The organism is Methyloversatilis sp. XJ19-13 (assembly GCF_024580155.1).
In the GTDB taxonomy this organism is placed as follows: Bacteria; Pseudomonadota; Gammaproteobacteria; order Burkholderiales; family Rhodocyclaceae; genus Methyloversatilis.
The window spans coordinates 444,270-463,895 of record NZ_JANINH010000001.1; the positions used below are offsets into that span (position 1 = coordinate 444,270).

Genomic DNA, 19,626 nt, shown 5'->3' on the forward strand with positions numbered 1-19,626 from the left:
CCGCTGCACGCCGGCGTGCGACCGCTGCTGGATGCGCTGCTGCCCGATCTGACGGCACCCGCCGCCGCCTGGCTGGACGCGCAGGCAGAACGCATCGGCCGCCCGCGAACGGGCACCGGACAAGCGCTGACTTTCTGCACATCGCCACCCGACGATCAGTCGTACGAGGCGCGAATCGCCGGTACCGGCTGCGTGTCGACGCGGGATCACAACTGGCATGACACCTTCAATGCGCTTGTGTGGCTGACGTTTCCGCTGACGAAGGCGGCGATGAACCAGTGCCATGTCAGGCATCTCCTGCATGCGGCAGACGGGGCGGGGACGCGCGGCCCCGTACGCGATGCGCTGACCCAGTTCGATGAAGACGGGCTGGTGCTGGTGTCGGACGACAGCAGCCTGCTGGAGGCCATCCGTCATCATCGCTGGCGCGAAGCGATGTTCGATCAGCGGCCTGCGCTCGAATCCTCCCGGGTATTCGTGATCGGTCATGCGCTGCTCGACAAGGCGCGTGTGGCGCACGTCGGGCTGTGCGCACGTTCACTGCTCGTGTGCAGCAGCGAACTGGGCTGCGAGGCGACGGCCGTGTCTGCCGCGCAGGTCGACGCCTGGCTGGCGGCGCAGATGGCGCGCGGTGACTGGCCGCGCTCGCCGCGCGACCTGCAGCCGCTGCCGGTGCTCGGTCTGCCCGGCATGACTGCGGACAACACCTGCGCCAGCTACTTCGACGATCGGCGCCAGTTCAGACCGGCACCAGGCCGGCGGTCCGATCAATGAAAAAGGGCGACCCCTCGGGTCGCCCTTTCCGCATCTGCCCGCCGTCGTTCAGACCAGCTTGCCGTGGCACTGCTTGTACTTCTTGCCCGATCCGCAGTGGCAGGGGTCGTTGCGACCGATCTTCGGACCGGCTGTCGCCGGCGTCGCCGCCGCGTTGCCACCCGCGGGCGGTGCCATCGGGTCGACGCCTTCGCCCGCCAGCGACGGGTCGAAATCGGCGTGCGTGTAGCGCACGTTTTCGAGATCGGGTGCCACCGGTTCGCTTTCCTGGATCTGCTCCGGTGAGCGGATTTCGACGTTCATCAGCACGCGCGTGACGTCGGCGCGCACCGAATCGAGCAGGCCTTCGAACAGCTCGAACGCTTCGCGCTTGTATTCCTGCTTCGGGTTCTTCTGTGCATAGCCGCGCAGGTGGATGCCCTGACGCAGGTGATCGAGTGCCGCGAGGTGTTCGCGCCAGTGACTGTCCAGGCTTTGCAGCATCACGTTGTGCTCGAACTGGCCGAACGATTCCGCGCCGACCAGCGCGACCTTCACTGCATACAGGTCGTCCGACATCGCGGTGATGCGCTTGAGCAGGTCGTCATCGGCCAGATTCGGTTCGGCAGCCAGCCAGTCGGCCAGCGGCGCATCAATGCGGTACTCGGACAGGAAGGCCGACGTGGCACCCGGCAGGTCCCATTGCTCTTCGACTGTATCCGCCGGCAGGTACTGGCGGAAAGTGGCTTCGAGTACGCTGTGGCGCATGGCGGTGATCGTTTCGGCGATGTTGCCGGTTTCCAGCAGCGCGTTGCGTTGTTCGTAGATGACGCGGCGCTGGTCATTGGCCACGTCGTCGTACTCGAGCAGCTGCTTGCGGATGTCGAAGTTGCGCTGTTCGACCTTGCGCTGCGCGGATTCGAGCGAACGGTTGACCATGGCATGTTCGATCGCCTCGCCTTCCGGCATCTTCAGCCGGATCATGATGGCGTTCAGGCGCTCGCCGCCGAAGATGCGCATCAGCGAATCTTCCAGCGACAGGTAGAAGCGCGACGAACCCGGGTCACCCTGACGACCGGATCGGCCGCGCAACTGGTTGTCGATGCGGCGTGACTCGTGGCGTTCGGTGCCGATGATGTGCAGGCCGCCGGCCGAAATGACCTTCTGGTGCAGCGAGGTCCATTCGGTGCGCAGCTTTTCGACGCGTGCCGCGCGATCGGCGTCGTCGATGCTGCTGTCTGCCTGCAGCGCCTGGATGGACTTCTCGACGTTGCCGCCGAGCACGATGTCCGTGCCGCGACCCGCCATGTTGGTCGCGATCGTGATCACGCCCGGACTGCCGGCCTGCGCAATGATTTCGGCTTCGCGTTCGTGCTGTTTCGCGTTCAGCACCTGGTGCGGCAGCTTGTCCTTGCTCAGAAGGCCGGACAGGAGCTCCGAACTTTCGATCGAGGTCGTGCCGACCAGCACCGGCTGGCCGCGCTCGTGGCAATCCTTGATGTCGGCGATCACTGCTGCATACTTTTCCGGCGCGGTGCGATAGACCAGATCGTTCATGTCCTTGCGGATCATCGGACGATGCGTCGGAATCACGACCGTTTCGAGGCCGTAGATCTGGTGGAATTCGTAGGCTTCGGTGTCTGCCGTGCCGGTCATGCCGGCCAGCTTGCCGTACATGCGGAAGTAGTTCTGGAAAGTGATCGACGCCAGCGTCTGGTTCTCGGACTGGATCTGTACGCCTTCCTTCGCTTCAACCGCCTGGTGCAGGCCGTCCGACCAGCGGCGGCCCGGCATCAGGCGGCCTGTGAATTCGTCGACGATGATGATTTCGCCGTTCTGCACCACGTACTGCTGATCGCGGAAGTACAGGTTGTGCGCGCGCAGGCTGGCGTACAGGAAGTGCACCAGCGTGATGTTGGCCGGCTCGTACAGGCTCCTGCCGGCTTCGAGCAGGCCCTCGCTGCTGAGGATTTCCTCGGCATGTTCGTGACCAGCTTCGGTCAGCAGCACCGTGTGCGCCTTTTCGTCGACCCAGTAGTCGCCCGGGCCGTCTTCCGTTTCGCAGCGCTTCAGCCGCGGTGCCACGACGTTGAGTCTAAGGTAGAGGTCGGTGTGGTCATCGGCCTGCCCGGATATGATCAGTGGTGTGCGCGCCTCGTCGATCAGGATGGAATCGACCTCGTCGACGATGGCGTAGTTGAGCCCGCGCTGGACCCGTTCATCCAGCGAATACACCATGTTGTCGCGCAGGTAGTCGAAACCGAATTCGTTGTTCGTGCCGTAGGTGATGTCGGACGCGTAGGCAACACGCTTCTTGTCGGTCTGCATGCGCGACAGGTTGACACCGGTGGTCATGCCCAGAAAACCGTACAGACGCCCCATCGTTTCGGCGTCGCGGCTGGCGAGGTAGTCATTCACCGTGACGACATGCACGCCCTTGCCGGACAACGCATTCAGATACACCGCCAGCGTCGCGGTCAGCGTCTTGCCTTCACCGGTCCGCATTTCAGCGATGCGGCCGCTGTGCAGCATGATGCCGCCCAGCAGCTGGACGTCGAAATGACGCAGGCCCAGCACGCGCTTGCTCGCTTCACGCACGACCGCGAACGCTTCCGGCAGGATGTCATCGAGCGTCTTGCCGCCGGCGAGCTGCTGTCTGAGGCTGACGGTCTTGCCCGCCAGTGCTTCATCGCTCAAGCCCGACAATTCGGATTCGAGTGCATTGATCCGATTGACGACCGAGCGGAACTTGCGCAGCAACCGATCGTTGCGGCTGCCGAAAATCTTGGTGAACAGGGAGGCAATCATCGAAGACTGGGGCCCGTTTCGGGCAAACCGAAGGCGGAAAAGGGTGCGATTCTAGCATGCGGCCGCGCGGCCTCCAGCCGGGGCTGCTGAACGTGCGCACGCGGGGGAGGCGGGCGCCGGGGGGCGCGCTCAGTGCTTGTGGCCGCCCGCTTTTGCCTGCTGCAGACCGGCCGGCTGGGCTTTGCGCGCCAGCTCGAGGAAGCGGTTGGGGTTCTGTGCCACGTCCTTCACCCGGACCTCGAAATGCAGGTGCGGACCGGTGGAGCGCCCGGTACTGCCGACTTCCGCGATCTTCTGCCCGCGTTTGACGATCATGCCGGCACTGACCGTGAGCTTGCTCGCATGTGCGTAGCGCGTGCTCAGGTCGCGTCCATGGTCGATTTCGACCATGTTGCCGTACTGCGGATGGTAGGACGCAGAGGTGACCACGCCGGCCGCGGCGGCGATGATGGGCGTACCGACGTCCGCAACGAAATCGACGCCCTCATGCATGGCGCGCGAACCATTGAAGGGATCGATGCGCCAGCCGAAGCCTGACGCGTTCCAGGCGCCGCCGATCACCGGCAATGTGGAGGGCACGAGGGAGAGGCTTGCCTGGTCGAGCAGCAGTTCGGATTCGATCACTCCGAGGTAATCGTCCTGCTGCGACAGCAGATCGGCAAAGTGCTTCATCTGCGCTTCGAGTTCGGTCGCGGACAGTGCGTTCTCACTTACCAGCGGACCGCCCTGGCCGGGTGGCGGCGAAGTGCGCACCGGCTCGGGCGCCTTGACGCCGGCAAACTTTGCAAGTCGGGAACCGAGCGTATCGAGCTGGATCAGCTGGGCCTGCATCTGCCCCAGCTTGACTGCCATGGTATTCAGGTTTTCGCGCACGAACTGTTCGCTGCGCTGGATTTCCTCGTTGCGGGCGGTCGCGATCATGTCGTCGATCAGCGGCAACTTCCATTCGCTTGCGTGCTTGAGGGTGATGAAGGAGAAGGCTGAAGCGAGGGAAAACACCAGCACCGTGAAGGCAACGAGCGCACTGACAAGATGCCAGGGCTGGACCGTGATGGCCTTTGCTGTTGTCAGGCGACTGGAAACAAGAATAATCTGCACGCTCGCTCCCGAGTTCTTGTCTATGTCAGCCCGCCGTCTGCACGATCACCTTACAACGCAGGACAGCCTGGCTCAACTTGCCCTGCACGCCAGAACCATAGGGCGCGTGCAGCGGGCTTATGAAAAATTCCTGCCACCGGAACTGGCGAACATCAGCCGCGTATTGAACGTGAAGCAGGGAGTGGTGGTGGTCAGTGCGCCTTCGGGTGCCGTCGCCAACCGACTCAGGCAAGTGTTACCGAGCGTACTGACAGCCGTCCGGGAAAGTTGCAGCGAGGTTACCGAAGTCAGGGTCAAGGTGCAAGCCCATGAAGGACAACAGCTTCCGGCATCCGCACTCCGTCGAGAGGTCAGCCTGCAGGCGCGCGCAAAGCTCGCCGAAGGCAGTGCCGGACTCGCAGCAGACAGCGAGTTGCGCCGCGCACTGCAGAAATTGATCGATCGCAGTTGATGCTGCGGGCGATCGAATTCGCTAGATGACCAGGACCCGTTCGAGTACGAACAGCGCGCCGATCAGCAGCGCCGCGATGACCGAATACTTCAGCAGCAGCCCGGCCAGCGTCAGGTAGCGCCCGTTGCGCGTGAAGGCATAGGTGATGAAGCAGGCCGCGATCGAAATGACCAGCAGGACGCCGATCAGACGCAGGATGAGCACCGGCCGGCCTCAGGCGAAGGCCGGCAACGACGGGCCGTTGTCCGGCAGCGGCATGAACTGGTTCGACACCGCAGCCGGGGCAGGGTGCGAGGCGGCGAAATCCGCCCATTCCCAGGCGTGCTGGCGCGCCAGCAGTGCATGCAGCAACTGGTTGTTCAACGCATGTCCCGACTTGTGCGCGCTGAAGGCAGCCAGCAACGGATGGCCGATGATGTACAGGTCGCCGATTGCGTCAAGCACCTTGTGCTTCACGAACTCGTCGGCGTAGCGAAGGCCGTCGCTGTTCAGCACACGGTACTCGTCCATCACGATCGCGTTTTCGAGACTGCCGCCCTGTGCAAGCCCGTTCTGGCGCAGATACTCGACCTCGTGCATGAAGCCGAAGGTGCGAGCGCGCGCAACGTCGTTGACATAGGACTGATGAGCGAAATCGATCTTGACCTTGGTGCCGGTACGTTCGATCGCCGGATGCCGGAACTCGATCGAAAATTCGAGGCTGAACCCCTCATAGGGTTCGAGCTTCGCCCACTTGTCGCCATCGCTGACTTCGATGGTTTCGAGCACGCGGATGAATTTCTTCGGTGCCGCCTGCTCGACCACGCCGGCCTGCTGGATGAGATAGACGAAAGTGGATGCCGAACCATCCATGATGGGCAACTCGGAGGCGTCGACATCGACGAACAGATTGTCCACGCCGAGGCCGGCGAGCGCCGACATCAGGTGCTCGATGGTCGATATCGTCGCGCCGCCGCTGCTCAGGCAGGACGCGAGGCGCGTGTCGCCCACCGCGCGTGCATCGGCGCGTATTTCAACCGGCGGTTCAAGGTCGGTGCGGCGAAAGACGATGCCCGTGTCGACGGGCGCCGGGCGCAGGTCGAGATTCACCTTCAGTCCCGAATGCAGGCCTACGCCGGTCGCGTGGCTGATTGAGCGGATCGTGCGTTGCCTGATCATGGCGTGTGGGGATGACCGATTCGAAAACCGGATTTTATCCCAGCTCGGTGTAATACCCGTGTAACACGACGTTTCCGGGCTGCAGCAAGGCTGAGCCCGGACTGAAGACGTCGGTTCAGTCTGCCTGCTTGCGCAGGAAGGCCGGGATGTCGAGCGTTTCGACACCATTGGCGCGCATCGCTTCGACGGCGCTGGAGGCCGTGCGACCGCCGCGTCCGCGCATCACGGCCGGAATGTCGAGGTGCGAGTAGTCGGTGCCGTTGCCGGACGCCATCGCCATGTCGTCGGTGCCGGTGCGGATGATGGTCATCGGCGGCTTGCTGCTCATCGCGCGCGGTGCGCCGAGCCCGGTTGCCACGACGGTGACGCGCAGGCGGTCATCCATCGTTTCGTCGAACACGGTGCCGAAGATCACGTGAGCACCTTCGGCCGCGAAGGCGCGCACGGTCTCCATCGCGTCCTTCACTTCCTTCATCTTCAGCGAGCGGCTGGCGGTAATGTTGACCAACACGCCACGGGCACCCGACAGCTCGACGCCTTCGAGCAGCGGGCTGGCGACGGCCTGTTCGGCGGCGATGCGCGCGCGGTCCATGCCGGCCGCTTCGGCCGAACCCATCATGGCGCGACCCATCTCGCCCATCACGGTGCGCACGTCCTGGAAGTCGACGTTGACGAGACCAGGAATGTTGATGATTTCGGCGATGCCGCCGACGGCGTTGCGCAATACGTTGTCAGCCGCCTTGAAACCATCTTCGAGACTGGCGTCCTCGCCGAGCACTTCCATCAGCTTCTCGTTCAGCACGACGATCAGCGAATCGACATTCTTCGCAAGTTCGTCGATGCCGGTTTCGGCCGCACGCATGCGGTTTTCGTAATCGAAGGGCTTGGTCACGACCGCGACTGTCAGGATGCCCATTTCCTTGGCGACTTCGGCCACGATCGGCGCGGCGCCGGTACCGGTGCCGCCGCCCATGCCGGCGGTGATGAACACCATTTCGGCGCCACGCAGCTGGTCGGCGATGTATTCGCGGTATTCGTCGGCAGCGCTGCGGCCTACCTCCGGCTTGGCGCCAGCGCCGCGGCCATTCTTGCCGAGCTGGATCTTGATCGGGGCGAGGCTGCGGTTCAGTGCCATGCCGTCGGTGTTGGCGGCAATGAATTCAACGCCATTCACACCTTCCCGGATCATGTGGTCGACCGCATTGCCGCCTGCTCCGCCGACGCCGATGACCTTGATCACTGCCCCCACGGGTTCCTTGTCGAGAATCTCGAACATACCGCCTCCTGTCTATACAAAGATGCCTCGAAGCCCGAGGGCTCGCGAGCAGCGAAAAGCCGAATACTTGTGGTGAACCACTACATTTAGTGATTTTTAACAAGTATACGACTAAACTTAGTGCAACGCATGACGTAGATGCCGTTTGAGTCGCATTTTCAAAAATTTCTTTCGAACCATGAGCGCATGTTCGCCAGCACCTGCCGAACGTTGCGTCCGTCGCGTGCAACCTGTCCGCGGCGGCGCTGTGCAGCCCCTTCCATGACCAGCCCGATCGCCGTCGCATAACGCGGATGGCGCACCACGTCGGCGAGGTTTCCGCTGTACTCGGGTACCCCGACGCGAGCCGGCAGGTGGAACACGTCTTCGGCCAGATCTGCCATGCCGCGCATGGTCGCGCTGCCGCCGGTCAGTACGATGCCGGATGACAGCAATTCCTCGTAGCCGCTGCGCCGCAGCTCGGCCTGCACCAGTTCGAACAACTCGGATACGCGCGGCTCGATCACGTCGGCCAGCGCCTGTCGCGACATGCGGCGCGGTCCGCGGTCGCCGATGCCCGGCACCTCGATCATGTCTTCCGCGTCGGCCAGTGCAGACATCGCGACGCCGAAGTGCAGCTTGATGTCTTCGGCTTCGGCCGTCGGGGTGCGCATCGCCATCGCGATGTCGTTGGTGATCTGGTCGCCTGCGATCGGGATGACCGCGGTATGGCGGATCGCACCCTGCGTGAAGATGGCGATGTCCGTGGTGCCACCGCCGATATCGACCAGACAGACGCCCAGATCCTTTTCGTCGTCCGACAGCGTGGCTTGGCTCGAAGCCAGCGGCTGCAGCACCAGGTCCACCACTTCGAGACCGCACCGACGCACGCACTTGATGATGTTCTGCGCCGCCGAAACCGCGCCGGTGACGATGTGCACGCGCACTTCGAGCCGCTTGCCGCTCATGCCTATCGGCTCGCGTACGCCGTCCTGGCCGTCGATGATGAATTCCTGCGTCAGCGTATGCAGGATTTCCTGATCGGCCGGTATCGGCATGGCGCGCGCGGTTTCGACCACCCGCTCCAGGTCCAGCCGGGTCACTTCCTTGTCCTTGATCGCGACGACGCCGTTCGAATTGAAGCTGCGGATGTGGCTGCCGGCGATGCCCGTGAACACTTCGCGCACCTTGCATTCGGCCATCAGTTCGACTTCCTGGATGACGCGCGAAATCGAATCCACGGTGGCTTCGATATTGACGACTACACCCTTTTTCAGGCCCTGCGATTCCTGCGAGGCAAGGCCGAGTATGTCGAGTCGGCCATCGGCGCCCAGCTGGGCGATGACGGCCGTGATCTTCGACGTGCCGATGTCGAGTCCGACGATGAGGTCCTTGCTGTCTCGTGTCATGGTCTTTCCTGGGTGGCTGTGCTGCCGGTACGTATCGCGTAGCCGTTGGGGTAACGCAGGTCGGCGTATAGGATTTTCTGGGCGCCTTCGCGCGACACGGCCGGCTGTGTCGTGACGTAGCGCGTCAGGCGTGTGGCGATCGGCGTCTTGTCGTCGTCGCGGCCAAGTTCGATGCGCGAGCCGTCATCAAGCAACAACTGCCAGGCTTCGCGGCGGGTCAGGGCCATCTTGTCGATCCGGCGCTGCAGCGGCGACAGCGTTGCGCTCCATTCCATGTGCCGTTGCAACATCGTCGATGCCTGTTCGTCCGGGCCGATGAACAGTGGCAGCGTGCGGTCGTGATCAGCCGTAAACAGCTCGCCCTGCGTATTCACCATGCGCGCCGGCGTGTTGTCCGGCACCCACCAGCGCGCAACCGCCCGGTGCTCTTCGAGCTCGACTTCGATGAAGCCGGGCCAGACACGTCGCACCGCAGCGTTGCGCACCCAGGGCAGTTGTTCGAACACCTCGCGCGCGCGCTCGATGTCGGTGGTCAGGAAATTGCCATTCACCGCGCGCCGCGCCGCATCCTCGATCTGGGCCGTCGTCAGGTGAGCGGGCGCACGGTCCAGCGTGACGGCCTGCAGCGGCAACAGCGGCAGACGGGTGACGCCGATCACCAGCGCGTAGATCAGCGCAGCACCGGCCAGCAGCAGTATGCAGTCGGCAATCATCGTGAGCGCGCGCGGACTGTCCCACAGCCCGCCCTCGTCGACAGGAGGGCCGGGTTTGCGTCGCGCGGGGGCTCCCCTAGCCAAGACGTGCCGACTCCAGGATGCGCAGGCACAGTTCACCGAATTCGATGCCGACAGCCCGCGCAGCCATCGGCACCAGCGAATGCGAGGTCATGCCGGGCGAGGTGTTGATTTCGAGCAGCCAGGGCTTGCCGTCCTGTCCCAGCATCAGATCGGCACGGCCCCAGCCGCGGCAGTCGATCAGGCGCGCAGCGCGCATCACCAGGGCCTGGATCTCGTGTTCAAGATCCTCGTTCAGACCGCACGGGCAGTGGTACTTCACTTCGTCGGTGAAATACTTGTTCTGGTAGTCGTAATTGCCGCGCGGCGCTTCGATGCGGATCAGGGGCAGCGCCATTTCGCCCAGAAACGGGGCGGTCAGTTCCTGCCCCGCGATGAACTGTTCGGCCAGCACCAGCGGGTCGCAGCGCGCAGCGGTTTCGTAGGCGGCGGGCAGTTCCTGCACCGTGTTCACGCGGGTCGCGCCGACACTCGATCCTTCGCGCGCCGGCTTGATGAACAGCGGCAGTCCCAACTCGGCGGCGACAGCCGCGAAGTCGCTGCCGGCGTGCAGCAGCTTGTAGCGCGGTGTCGGCAATCCGGCCGACAACCACACCATCTTGGTGCGCCACTTGTCCATGCCGATGGCTGAGGCCATCACGCCGCTGCCGGTGTAGGGGATTCCCATGCATTCGAGTGCGCCCTGGATCGTACCGTCTTCGCCGCCGCGGCCATGCAGCGCGATGAAGGCGCGCTCGAAGCCATCGCGCTTCAGTTCCCACAGGTCGCGTTCGGCCGGGTCGAAAGCGTGCGCGTCCACGCCCTGCTCGCACAGTGCTGCAAGTACCGCGCTGCCCGACATGATGGAAATCTCGCGTTCGGCAGAGCGGCCGCCGAACAGCACGGCGACTTTGCCGAGGGCCTGTGGAGTGTGAGTGCTCATGTGCGGTCCTGATCCTGTGCAAATTTCGATGGCAACTGTCCGATCGAGCCGGCGCCCATGCCGACCACGACGTCGCCGTCGCGCACCGTGTCGAGCAGCGTCTGCGACAGCTCGTTGATGTCTTCGACGAACACCGGTTCGACCTTGCCGGCGACGCGCAGCGCGCGGGCCAGTGCCCGGCCGTCGGCGGCCACGATGGGGGCTTCGCCCGCGGCATAGACTTCGGTCAGCACGACTGCGTCGGCGCCCGACAGCACGCGCACGAAATCCTCGAAGCAGTCGCGGGTGCGTGTGTAGCGGTGCGGCTGGAAAGCCAGCACGATGCGCCGGCCGGGATAGGCGCCGCGGGCGGCTTCCAGCGTTGCCGCCATCTCGACCGGGTGATGGCCGTAGTCGTCGACCAGCGTGAAGTGGCCGCCGGCCGGCAGTGCGATATCGCCATGTCGCGTGAAGCGGCGGCCCACGCCCTTGAACTCCGACAGCGCACGCGCGATGTCCTGATCCGGCACACCGACCTCGTTTGCCACGGCAATCGCCGCGAGCGCGTTGCGCACGTTGTGCAGGCCGGGCAGGTTCAGTGCGACCGGAATGCGCGTCGTCGTGCCATTGATGCGCACCGCGTCGAACAGCATCCGCGTGCCGTCTGCGCGCACGTTCTCGGCGCGCACCTGGGCGGCCGGATCGAGGCCGTAACGGATGATCTGCTTGGGTACCTGCGGCATGATTTCGCGCACGTTCGCGTCGTCCACGCACAACACGGCCACGCCGTAGAAGGGCAGCCGGTTGAGGAAGTCGACGAAGGCCTGCTTCAGTTTCGAGAAGTCGTGGCCATAGGTGTCCATGTGATCGGCGTCGATATTGGTCACCACCGACACCACCGGGGACAGGAACAGGAAGGACGCGTCCGATTCGTCGGCTTCCGCAACCAGGAATTCGCCGGTACCGAGCCGGGCGTTGGCGCCGGCCGAATTCAGGCGGCCGCCGATGACGAAGGTCGGGTCCAGTCCGCCTTCGGCGAGGCAACTGGCGATCAGCGACGTGGTAGTGGTCTTGCCATGCGTGCCGGCCACAGCAACGCCCTGCTTGATGCGCATCAGCTCGGCCAGCATCTGCGCGCGCGGCACCACCGGAATGCGCCGTTCGCGCGCGCTGACCACCTCCGGGTTGTCGGCGCTGACCGCGGTCGAGGTGACCACCGCGTCTGCGCCGGCGATGTTGTGCGCCGCATGGCCCTGCACCACGCGTGCACCGAGACTGGCCAGCCGGCGCGTCACCGCGTTGTCGGCCAGGTCCGAGCCGCTGACGACATAGCCCTGGTTGAGCAGCACTTCGGCGATGCCGCTCATGCCGGAGCCACCGATGCCGATGAAATGAATGTGATTGATCTTGTGTTTCATGTCGGGTCCTTGCGCGCGATGGCGGCGCAGATGTCGGCCACTTCGGCTGCCGCGCCGGGGCGCGCCAGCGCGCGGGCGCGTTGCGCCATGTCGAGCAGTCGCGCGCGATCGAGCGAGCCGAGCAGGGCGGCCAGCGATGTCGCGTCGAGTTCGGTCTGCGGCAGCAGCAGCGCTGCGCCCGCGTCGGCGAGGAAGCGGGCGTTGCCGGTCTGGTGATCGTCGACGGCGTGCGGGAAGGGCACCAGTATCGACGCCACGCCGGCCGCGGCCAGTTCGGCTACGGTCAATGCGCCGGCACGGCAGATGACCAGGTCGGCGCCGGCGTAGGCAGCGGCCATGTCCTGGATGAAAGGCGCGAGCGTGCCGGTCACGCCCGCCTTTTCGTACGCGGCTTCGAGCGCAGGCATGTTCTTCTCGCCCGCCTGATGCACGACCTGCGGTCGCGCGACTTCGGGCAGCAGCGCCAGAGCCTGCGGCACGGCGTCGTTCAGCGCCTGCGCCCCGAGACTACCTCCGACCACGAGCAAGTTCAGCGGACCGCGACGCGTGGCGTATCGCGCGGCCGGGTCGGGCAGGGCGGCGATGTCTGCACGCACCGGATTGCCTGTCCATTGGGCACCGGACAGCGCTTTCGGAAAACCGGCGAGCACGCGGTCGGCCACCTTTGCGAGCACGCGATTGGCCAGCCCGGCGACCGAGTTCTGTTCGTGCAGCACCAGTGGCGTGCCGCGCAGCGCGGCCATCATGCCGCCCGGGAAGGTGACATACCCGCCGAGGCCCAGCACGACCTGCGGCCTGACGCGACCGAGCACGCCAAGCGCCTGCCAGAAGCCGCGCAGCAGATTGAGCGGCAGCAACAGCTTGCGCAGTACGCCCTTGCCGCGCAGTGCGCCGAAGCGGATCGACTGCAGTTCGTAGCCGCGCGGCGGCACGATGCGGCCTTCCATGCCATCGGCGTTGCCCAGCCACACCACGCGCCAGCCGCGGCTGCGCAATTCGTCCGCCACCGCCAGACCGGGGTAGATGTGGCCGCCGGTGCCGCCCGCCATGATGAGTGCCGTGCTGCTCATCGCCGGTTCTCCCAGTCGATGCGCAGCAGGATGGCCAGCGCAATGCAGTTGACCAGGATGCCCGAGCCGCCGTAGCTCATCAGCGGCAACGTGAGGCCCTTGGTCGGCAGGATGCCGACGTTCACGCCCATGTTGATGAAGGCCTGCACGCCGAACCAGATGCCCACGCCCTGGGCGACCAGGCCGGCGTAGGCGCGCTCCAGCAGCAGCGCGCGCCGGCCGATCGCGAACGCGCGATGCACCACCAGGGCGAACAACGCGATCACCGTAGCCACGCCGATCAGTCCCAGTTCTTCGCCGATCACCGCCAGCAGGAAGTCGGTGTGCGCCTCGGGCAGGTAGAACAGTTTCTCGACGCTGCCGCCCAGCCCGACGCCGAACCACTCGCCGCGGCCGAATGCGATCAGCGAGTGCGTCAGCTGATAACCCTTGCCCAGCGGGTCGTTGTTGAACGGATCGAGGAAGGCGATGAAGCGGCCCCAGCGCAGTTCGTTGAAGCGGATCAGCGTCGCGAAGCCGATGACCGCCACCAGTCCGAGCGAAAAGAACAGCTTGCCGTTGATGCCGCCGAGGAAAAGCATGCCGAAGGCGATCAGCACGATGACCACGAAGGCGCCGTAATCCGGCTCGGCGACCAGCAGCGCACCGACCAGCAGGATGACCAGCGCCATCGGCACGAAGGCGCGCCGGAACGAGCCCATCTCGGGCAGCCGGCGCACGATGTAGCTGGCGGCGTACAGCACGGTGAACAGCTTCACCAGCTCGGAAGGCTGGATGTTCACCGGGCCGAGATTGATCCAGCGCCGCGAATTGTTCACGACACTGCCGATGCCGGGGACCAGCACCAGCACCAGCAGCACGATGCCGCCGAGAAACAGCCACATCGACCACGCCTGCCAGGTGCGCACCGGTACCTGAAAGGCCATCAGCGCCGCCACGCCGCCGATGGCGAGGAACACCGCCTGGCGGATCAGGAAGAAGTCGGAGCGGTTGCCGGTGAAGCGGCTGCTGTCGGCGACCGCGATCGACGCTGAATACACCATGACGAGACCGATCAGCAGCAGCGCGACCGCCGGCCACAGCAGCCAGGGATCGAGTTCGGCCGGCCGCGGGCCGCTGCCCGGCAGGCGGTGCCCATCGAGACGCATGCTGCTGCTCATGAATGCACTCCCTGCCGCGTGGCGAGGCGGCGTGCTTCGGCGATGAACACCTCGGCGCGATGCGCGTAGTGGCGGAACATGTCGAGGCTGGCGCAGGCGGGCGACAGCAGCACGGCATCGCCCGGCTGCGCGGCGTCGAACGCTGCACGGGTGGCTTCCTCCAGCGTGGCGAACGCACGGTGCGATACATCGTGGTCGGCCAGCACAGCCGCGATGGCCGACGCGTCGCGGCCGATCAGCGCGCAGAACCTTGCGTGACGCGCACACACCGGACCGAGCGGTGCGAAGTCTTGCCCCTTGCCGTCGCCGCCGAGAATGATGTTCAGCGGCCGGCCCAGTCCTTCGATCGCGGCGACCGTGGCGCCGACATTGGTGCCCTTGGAATCGTCGATGAAGCGGATGCCTTCGATGTCCAGCACGGTTTCGACGCGGTGCGGCAGTCCGGCGAAAGCCTTCAGCGCCGCGATGCAGCAGCCTTGCGGCAGGCCTATCGCCTCGCAAAGCGCGAGTGCGGCGAGCGCGTTGTGAGCGTTGTGGCGACCGGAGAGCTTCATGTCTTCAAGCGCCAGCAGTGTCTGTGTGCCGCGCACCAGCCACAGCCCGCCGTCCACTTCGGTGAGTCCGTAGTCGCTGCCCGACGGCACACCATCGCCGAAGCGGATCGACTGCACGCCCGTGCGTTGCATCGCATCGACATGGCTGTCGTCGCGGTTCAGCACCTGCACCGTGTGCGCGCCGAAAATGCGTGCTTTGGCCGCTGCATAGGCCGCCATACCACCCGGGTGACGATCGAGGTGGTCCTGCGTCACGTTCAGTACGGTGGCCGCGTCGGCATCCAGCGTGTTGGTGGTTTCGAGCTGAAAGCTCGACAGCTCGAGCACCCACACGTCGGGCACGACGCCCTCGTCGAGCACGCGCATCAGCGCATCGAGCGCCGCCGGGGAAATGTTGCCGGCCACCTCGGTATGCAGGCCGCAGGCGCGGCACAGCGCGCCGGTCAACGCGGTGGTGGTCGTCTTGCCATTGGTGCCGGTGATCGCGATCACCTTCGTGCGTTCGCGCCAGCCCAGCTCGCGCAGCGCGCGCGCGAACAGCTCGATTTCGCCGACCACCTTGATGCCGCGGCGGGTCGCCTCCAGCACCAGCGGTTCGTGCGGCGCCAGCCCGGGCGACAGCGCGAGCAGCGCGATGCCATCAAGCAGACTGTCATCGAACGGGCCGCAACGCAGTTCTGCGCGAGGGAGGTCATGCGCCAGCGCATCCATGCCGGGCGGCGCGGCACGGCTGTCGGCCACGCGCAGTACGGCGCCCTGGCGTGCACACCAGCGCGCCATTGCCAGCCCGGATTCACCGAGGCCGAGGACGAGGATGTGGGTTCCGAGAAGGCTCATCAGCGCAGCTTCAGGGTCGAGAGGCCGAACAGCACCAGCATCAGCGTGATGATCCAGAAACGCACGACCACCTGCGTTTCCTTCCATCCGCCCAGTTCGTAATGGTGGTGCAGCGGTGCCATGCGGAAGATGCGCTTGCCGCCGGACCACTTGAAGTACAGCACCTGGATCATCACCGACAGCGTTTCGGCGACGAACAGGCCACCCATGATGAAAAGTACGATTTCCTGCCGCACGACCACGGCGACGGTGCCGAGTGCGGCACCCAGCGCCAGTGCGCCGACGTCGCCCATGAACACTTCCGCCGGATAGGCGTTGAACCACAGGAAGCCCAGGCCGGCGCCGCACAGCGCGCCGCAGAAGATGGCCAGTTCGCCGGCGCCCGGGATGAAGGGCACGCCGAGGTAGCGCGAAAACACTGCGTTGCCGGCGACGTAGGCGAAGATGGCCAGCGCGCCGCTGACCATGACGGCCGGCATCGTGGCCAGTCCGTCGAGGCCGTCGGTCAGGTTCACCGCATGGCTGGTACCGACGATGACCAGATAGGTCAGCACCATGAACCCGAAGGCGCCCAGCGGATAGGCGACCGATTTGAAGAACGGCACGATGAGGTCGAGCTGGGCCGGAACCTGCGGCGTCAGCCCGAGGTAGACCGCGGCACCGGCGGCGAAGATGGACGACCAGAAGAACTTGGCGCGCGCCGAGAGGCCCTTGGGATTGCGATGCACCACCTTGCGCCAGTCATCCACCCAGCCGACGGCGCCGAAGCCCAGCGTGACAATGAGCACCACCCAGATGTAGCGGTTAGACAGGTCGGCCCACAGCAACGTGGTCAGGCCGAGCGAAATCAGGATCAGTGCGCCGCCCATGGTGGGCGTGCCGGCCTTGGTCAGGTGCGACTTCGGTCCGTCGTCGCGCACCGACTGGCCGATCTTGTATTCGGTCAGCTTGCGGATGAGCAGCGGACCGAAAGTCCAGCAGATCGCCAGCGAGGTCATCATGGCCAGCACCGCGCGCAACGTGATGTAGTTGAACACGTTGAAGGCGCGTGTGTCCTGGGCCAGCCAGCGGGTCAGTTCAAGCAGCATGGGAATCCTGTCCGGAAGGGGCGACGAGCGCTTCGGCGATGCGCTCCATGCGCATGAAGCGCGAGCCTTTCACCAGCACTGTCGTGGTGGCATCGAGTTGCGGATGCAGCGCGGCGGCGATGGCAGCGTGATCGGTGTAGTGCAGGGCGCCCGGACCGAACGCGGTGACCGCGTCGACACTGGCTTCACCCAGCGCATGCAGTGCGTGGATGCCGCGTTCGCGCGCGTAGGCGCCGGCTTCGCGATGGAAAGCCGGTCCCTGATTGCCGACTTCGCCCATGTCGCCAAGCACGAGGACGCGCCGGCCGTTTGCCGCGGCGAGCACGTCGATGGCGGCGCGCACCGAATCCGGATTCGCGTTGTAACTGTCGTCGATGACCGTGCTGCCGGCGGCGCCGCGCCTGACCTGCTGGCGTCCCTTGACGCCTTCGAAGTGGTTAAGCGCCCATACCACGGCCGCCATGTCGGCACCCGCGGCGAGGCTGGCGGTGGCGGCGCAGAGCGCGTTGCGCGCGTTGTGCAGGCCGGGTACGCGCAGCATGATCTGCGCCGTGCCGAATACGCCGTGCAGGTCGAGCCGGTAACCGAGCCCCGTCGGCGTCGCGGTGGCGCCGACGTCGGCGTCGGCGTCCGGCGAAAGACCGAAACGCAGCATGCGGCGATCCGCATTGCGGCCGGCCCAGTAATCGGCGAATTCGTCATCGGCGTTGATGACCGCGACCCCATCGGCGCCGAGCGCATCAAACACGTCGCCGTTCTCGCTTGCCACTTCGGCGACGCTGTTCATGAATTCGAGGTGTTCGCGCTGGGCATTGTTCACCAGTGCGACGGTCGGCTTCGCGATGCCGGCCAGCCAGGCGATTTCGCCCGGGTGGTTCATGCCCATTTCGATCACTGCCAGCCGGTGCGTGTCGCGCAGGCCGAACAGCATCAGCGGTACGCCGATGTCGTTGTTCAGGTTGCCGCGCGTTGCCAGCACCGATCCGGTCGGCCAGCCGACGCTCAGCGCATGCGCGCGCAGGATGGCGGCAATCATTTCCTTCACGGTCGTCTTGCCGTTGCTGCCGGTGACGCCGATCAACGGCAGCGTGAAGCGGCTGCGCCAGGCGCGCGCGATGTCGCCCAGCGCGAGGCGCGTGTCGCTCACGCGGATCAGCGAGCCGCCCTCATGCGGGCAGTCGTTCGCGATCACGACTGCGGCAGCGCCTGCCGTCTGCACGTCGGCGATGAAGTCATGGGCGTCGAAGCGATCGCCGCGCAGCGCGACGAACAGGTCTCCCGTCTTCACGGTGCGGCTGTCCGTCGAAAAGCCGCCCAGTGCGACGTCCGGCCCGATCAGTGTGCCGGCGCAGGCGTGAGCCACTTCCGACGCGGTCCACAGTGCGCTCATGCAGGTACTCCCCATGACGTCAGTGCGGCACGTGCCTGATCGATGTCCGACCAGGGCGTGCGCCGTCCGTCGCGCTCCTGATAGTTCTCATGCCCCTTTCCGGCCAGCAGCACCACGTCGGCCGCGACCGCTTCGGCGACCGCCTGCCGGATCGCTTGCGCGCGGTCGGTGATGCGATGCACCCGTCGGCCTTCGACCGCGCCGCGGGCGATGTCATCGAGGATGGCGTCCGGGTCTTCGCCGCGCGGATTGTCCGAGGTGAGCCACACCTGATGTGCCTGTTCGCACGCCACGGTGCCCATCAGCGGTCGCTTGCCGGCATCGCGTTCGCCGCCGCAGCCGAAGATGCACACCAGCCTGCCGCCGCGGGCCGAGGCGACCGGCTGCAGCGCGATCAAAGCCTGTTCGAGTGCGTCCGGGGTGTGTGCATAGTCGACCACGACCAGCGGCTTGCCCTGACCGCCGATGCCCTGCATGCGTCCGGGGGGCGGCATCAGGCCGGCGAGTGCGTGCGCCGCGTCATTCAGCGACACGCCGGCATGCAGCAGGCTGCCGGCCACCGCCATCAGGTTCTGTATGTTGAAACGCCCGATCAGTGAGGTGCTGATGCGCGCCGAGTGCTGGTCCAGCCCATGCACGAGGTCGAATGACACGCCGTGCGAAAGGTCGGCACTGCGCGCGCGCAGCCCGGTCGCGCCCGCCGGCGGTGCGTGGTCGAAGGCGCAAGTCGTCACGTCGAGCCGCCCGGCGCACTGCTGCGCCAGCGTGCGACCGAAGGCGTCATCGGTATTGATCACCGCAGCCCGCAGACCCGGCTGGGCGAACAGTGCAGCCTTGGCGTCGGCGTAGTGCTGCATGTCGCTGTGATAGTCGAGATGGTCGCGCGTCAGGTTGGTGAACACCGCGGTATGCAGTCGTACGCCATCGATGCGGTGTTGATGCAGGCCGATCGACGACACCTCCATCGCGCAGGCGGTGGCGCCGGCGCGCCGCAGGTCGGCCAGGGTCTGATGCACGCTCACCACATCGGGCGTGGTGTTGGCGGACTCGGTCAGGCGGCCCGGCAGTCCGTTGCCCAGCGTGCCGATGACGCCGCATTCGCGACCGAGTGCATGCAGTGCCTGCGCGATCCACTGGCTGACCGACGTCTTGCCATTGGTGCCGGTGATGCCGATCACGTGCAGATGCGCCGACGGCTGATCAAGCAGCGCATCGGCGAGTGCGCCGGCATGGTGGCGCAGATTGGCGATCTCGATCACCGGCGCCTGCGGGTTCGTGGTGGTGATGGGGGGGCTGCCGGCTTCGCACAGCACGGCGGCCGCGCCACGATCAATCGCGACGTCGATGAAGCGGCGGCCGTCGGTGCGCTCGCCCGGCAGCGCGAAAAAGATGTCGCCGGGCGCGATGTGGCGCGAGTCGGCGCGCAGCGTGCGCGGCTCGACCCCGTGCCTGGACAGCGCGGCGCGGACCTGTGCGATCACG

17 protein-coding genes are annotated in these 19,626 nt (G+C 65.7%); 2 read left to right on the forward strand and 15 right to left on the reverse strand.

Features of this window, described 5'->3' with window-relative positions; all coding sequences use genetic code 11:
• Window positions 1-15: 15 nt before the first annotated feature.
• Window positions 16-774 (forward strand): DUF3025 domain-containing protein, encoded by a 759-nt coding sequence (locus NMQ14_RS02205; protein ID WP_257093075.1) that lies wholly within the window; start codon window positions 16-18, stop codon window positions 772-774.
• Between the two features lie 48 nt (window positions 775-822).
• On the opposite strand, the gene secA is transcribed toward NMQ14_RS02205, so the two are convergent.
• A complete protein-coding gene (secA, locus tag NMQ14_RS02210) occupies window positions 823-3,561 on the reverse strand; it encodes a preprotein translocase subunit SecA (RefSeq protein ID WP_257093078.1) in 2,739 nt (912 codons plus the stop codon).
• 129 nt (window positions 3,562-3,690) lie between these two features.
• Window positions 3,691-4,482, reverse strand: a complete 792-nt coding sequence (locus tag NMQ14_RS02215) for a M23 family metallopeptidase (RefSeq protein WP_257093080.1) — start codon at window positions 4,480-4,482, stop codon at window positions 3,691-3,693.
• Here NMQ14_RS02215 and NMQ14_RS02220 point away from each other — a divergent pair.
• Window positions 4,481-5,110 (forward strand): DUF721 domain-containing protein, encoded by a 630-nt coding sequence (locus tag NMQ14_RS02220; protein ID WP_257093082.1) that lies wholly within the window; start codon window positions 4,481-4,483, stop codon window positions 5,108-5,110. The two genes, NMQ14_RS02215 and NMQ14_RS02220, sit on opposite strands and share 2 nt — an antisense overlap.
• 21 nt (window positions 5,111-5,131) lie before the next feature.
• Here the strand turns inward: NMQ14_RS02220 and NMQ14_RS02225 are convergent, their stop codons facing one another.
• The 13 genes from NMQ14_RS02225 to NMQ14_RS02285 all read right to left on the reverse strand — a co-directional run bounded on the left by NMQ14_RS02225 (window position 5,132) and on the right by NMQ14_RS02285 (window position 19,625).
• Window positions 5,132-5,314 (reverse strand): hypothetical protein, encoded by a 183-nt coding sequence (locus tag NMQ14_RS02225; RefSeq protein WP_257093084.1) that lies wholly within the window; start codon window positions 5,312-5,314, stop codon window positions 5,132-5,134.
• Window positions 5,315-5,323: 9 nt separating this feature from the next.
• Window positions 5,324-6,268, reverse strand: a complete 945-nt coding sequence (lpxC, locus tag NMQ14_RS02230; protein ID WP_257093086.1) for a UDP-3-O-acyl-N-acetylglucosamine deacetylase — start codon at window positions 6,266-6,268, stop codon at window positions 5,324-5,326.
• A gap of 115 nt (window positions 6,269-6,383) precedes the next feature.
• On the reverse strand, window positions 6,384-7,544 hold the full coding sequence (gene ftsZ / locus NMQ14_RS02235) for a cell division protein FtsZ (RefSeq protein WP_257093088.1): 1,161 nt from the start codon (window positions 7,542-7,544) through the stop codon (window positions 6,384-6,386).
• A gap of 158 nt (window positions 7,545-7,702) precedes the next feature.
• Window positions 7,703-8,932, reverse strand: coding sequence for a cell division protein FtsA (gene ftsA / locus NMQ14_RS02240; RefSeq protein WP_257093089.1), 1,230 nt, complete (start codon window positions 8,930-8,932; stop codon window positions 7,703-7,705).
• Complete coding sequence (locus NMQ14_RS02245; RefSeq protein WP_257093090.1) at window positions 8,929-9,729, reverse strand: cell division protein FtsQ/DivIB; 801 nt, start codon at window positions 9,727-9,729, stop codon at window positions 8,929-8,931. Before NMQ14_RS02245 ends, ftsA begins: the two co-directional genes overlap by 4 nt.
• Window positions 9,722-10,648 carry a D-alanine--D-alanine ligase gene (locus tag NMQ14_RS02250; RefSeq protein WP_257093091.1) on the reverse strand — a complete coding sequence of 309 codons (927 nt, stop codon included), beginning with the start codon at window positions 10,646-10,648 and terminating at the stop codon, window positions 9,722-9,724. Before NMQ14_RS02250 ends, NMQ14_RS02245 begins: the two co-directional genes overlap by 8 nt.
• Window positions 10,645-12,045: a UDP-N-acetylmuramate--L-alanine ligase gene (gene murC / locus NMQ14_RS02255; RefSeq protein WP_257093092.1), complete on the reverse strand. Its 1,401-nt coding sequence runs from the start codon at window positions 12,043-12,045 to the stop codon at window positions 10,645-10,647. Before murC ends, NMQ14_RS02250 begins: the two co-directional genes overlap by 4 nt.
• Complete coding sequence (gene murG, locus NMQ14_RS02260) at window positions 12,042-13,115, reverse strand: undecaprenyldiphospho-muramoylpentapeptide beta-N-acetylglucosaminyltransferase (RefSeq protein WP_257093093.1); 1,074 nt, start codon at window positions 13,113-13,115, stop codon at window positions 12,042-12,044. Before murG ends, murC begins: the two co-directional genes overlap by 4 nt.
• Window positions 13,112-14,275 (reverse strand): putative lipid II flippase FtsW, encoded by a 1,164-nt coding sequence (gene ftsW, locus NMQ14_RS02265; RefSeq protein WP_257093094.1) that lies wholly within the window; start codon window positions 14,273-14,275, stop codon window positions 13,112-13,114. The genes murG and ftsW overlap by 4 nt, the downstream gene beginning before the upstream one ends.
• Window positions 14,272-15,666 carry a UDP-N-acetylmuramoyl-L-alanine--D-glutamate ligase gene (murD, locus tag NMQ14_RS02270; RefSeq protein ID WP_257093095.1) on the reverse strand — a complete coding sequence of 465 codons (1,395 nt, stop codon included), beginning with the start codon at window positions 15,664-15,666 and terminating at the stop codon, window positions 14,272-14,274. Before murD ends, ftsW begins: the two co-directional genes overlap by 4 nt.
• Window positions 15,666-16,754 (reverse strand): phospho-N-acetylmuramoyl-pentapeptide-transferase, encoded by a 1,089-nt coding sequence (gene mraY, locus NMQ14_RS02275; protein WP_257093096.1) that lies wholly within the window; start codon window positions 16,752-16,754, stop codon window positions 15,666-15,668. The genes murD and mraY overlap by 1 nt, the downstream gene beginning before the upstream one ends.
• Window positions 16,744-18,144: a UDP-N-acetylmuramoyl-tripeptide--D-alanyl-D-alanine ligase gene (gene murF / locus NMQ14_RS02280; protein WP_257093098.1), complete on the reverse strand. Its 1,401-nt coding sequence runs from the start codon at window positions 18,142-18,144 to the stop codon at window positions 16,744-16,746. The genes mraY and murF overlap by 11 nt, the downstream gene beginning before the upstream one ends.
• Window positions 18,141-19,625, reverse strand: a complete 1,485-nt coding sequence (locus tag NMQ14_RS02285; protein ID WP_257093101.1) for a UDP-N-acetylmuramoyl-L-alanyl-D-glutamate--2,6-diaminopimelate ligase — start codon at window positions 19,623-19,625, stop codon at window positions 18,141-18,143. The genes murF and NMQ14_RS02285 overlap by 4 nt, the downstream gene beginning before the upstream one ends.
• Between the last annotated feature and the right edge of the window lies 1 nt (window position 19,626).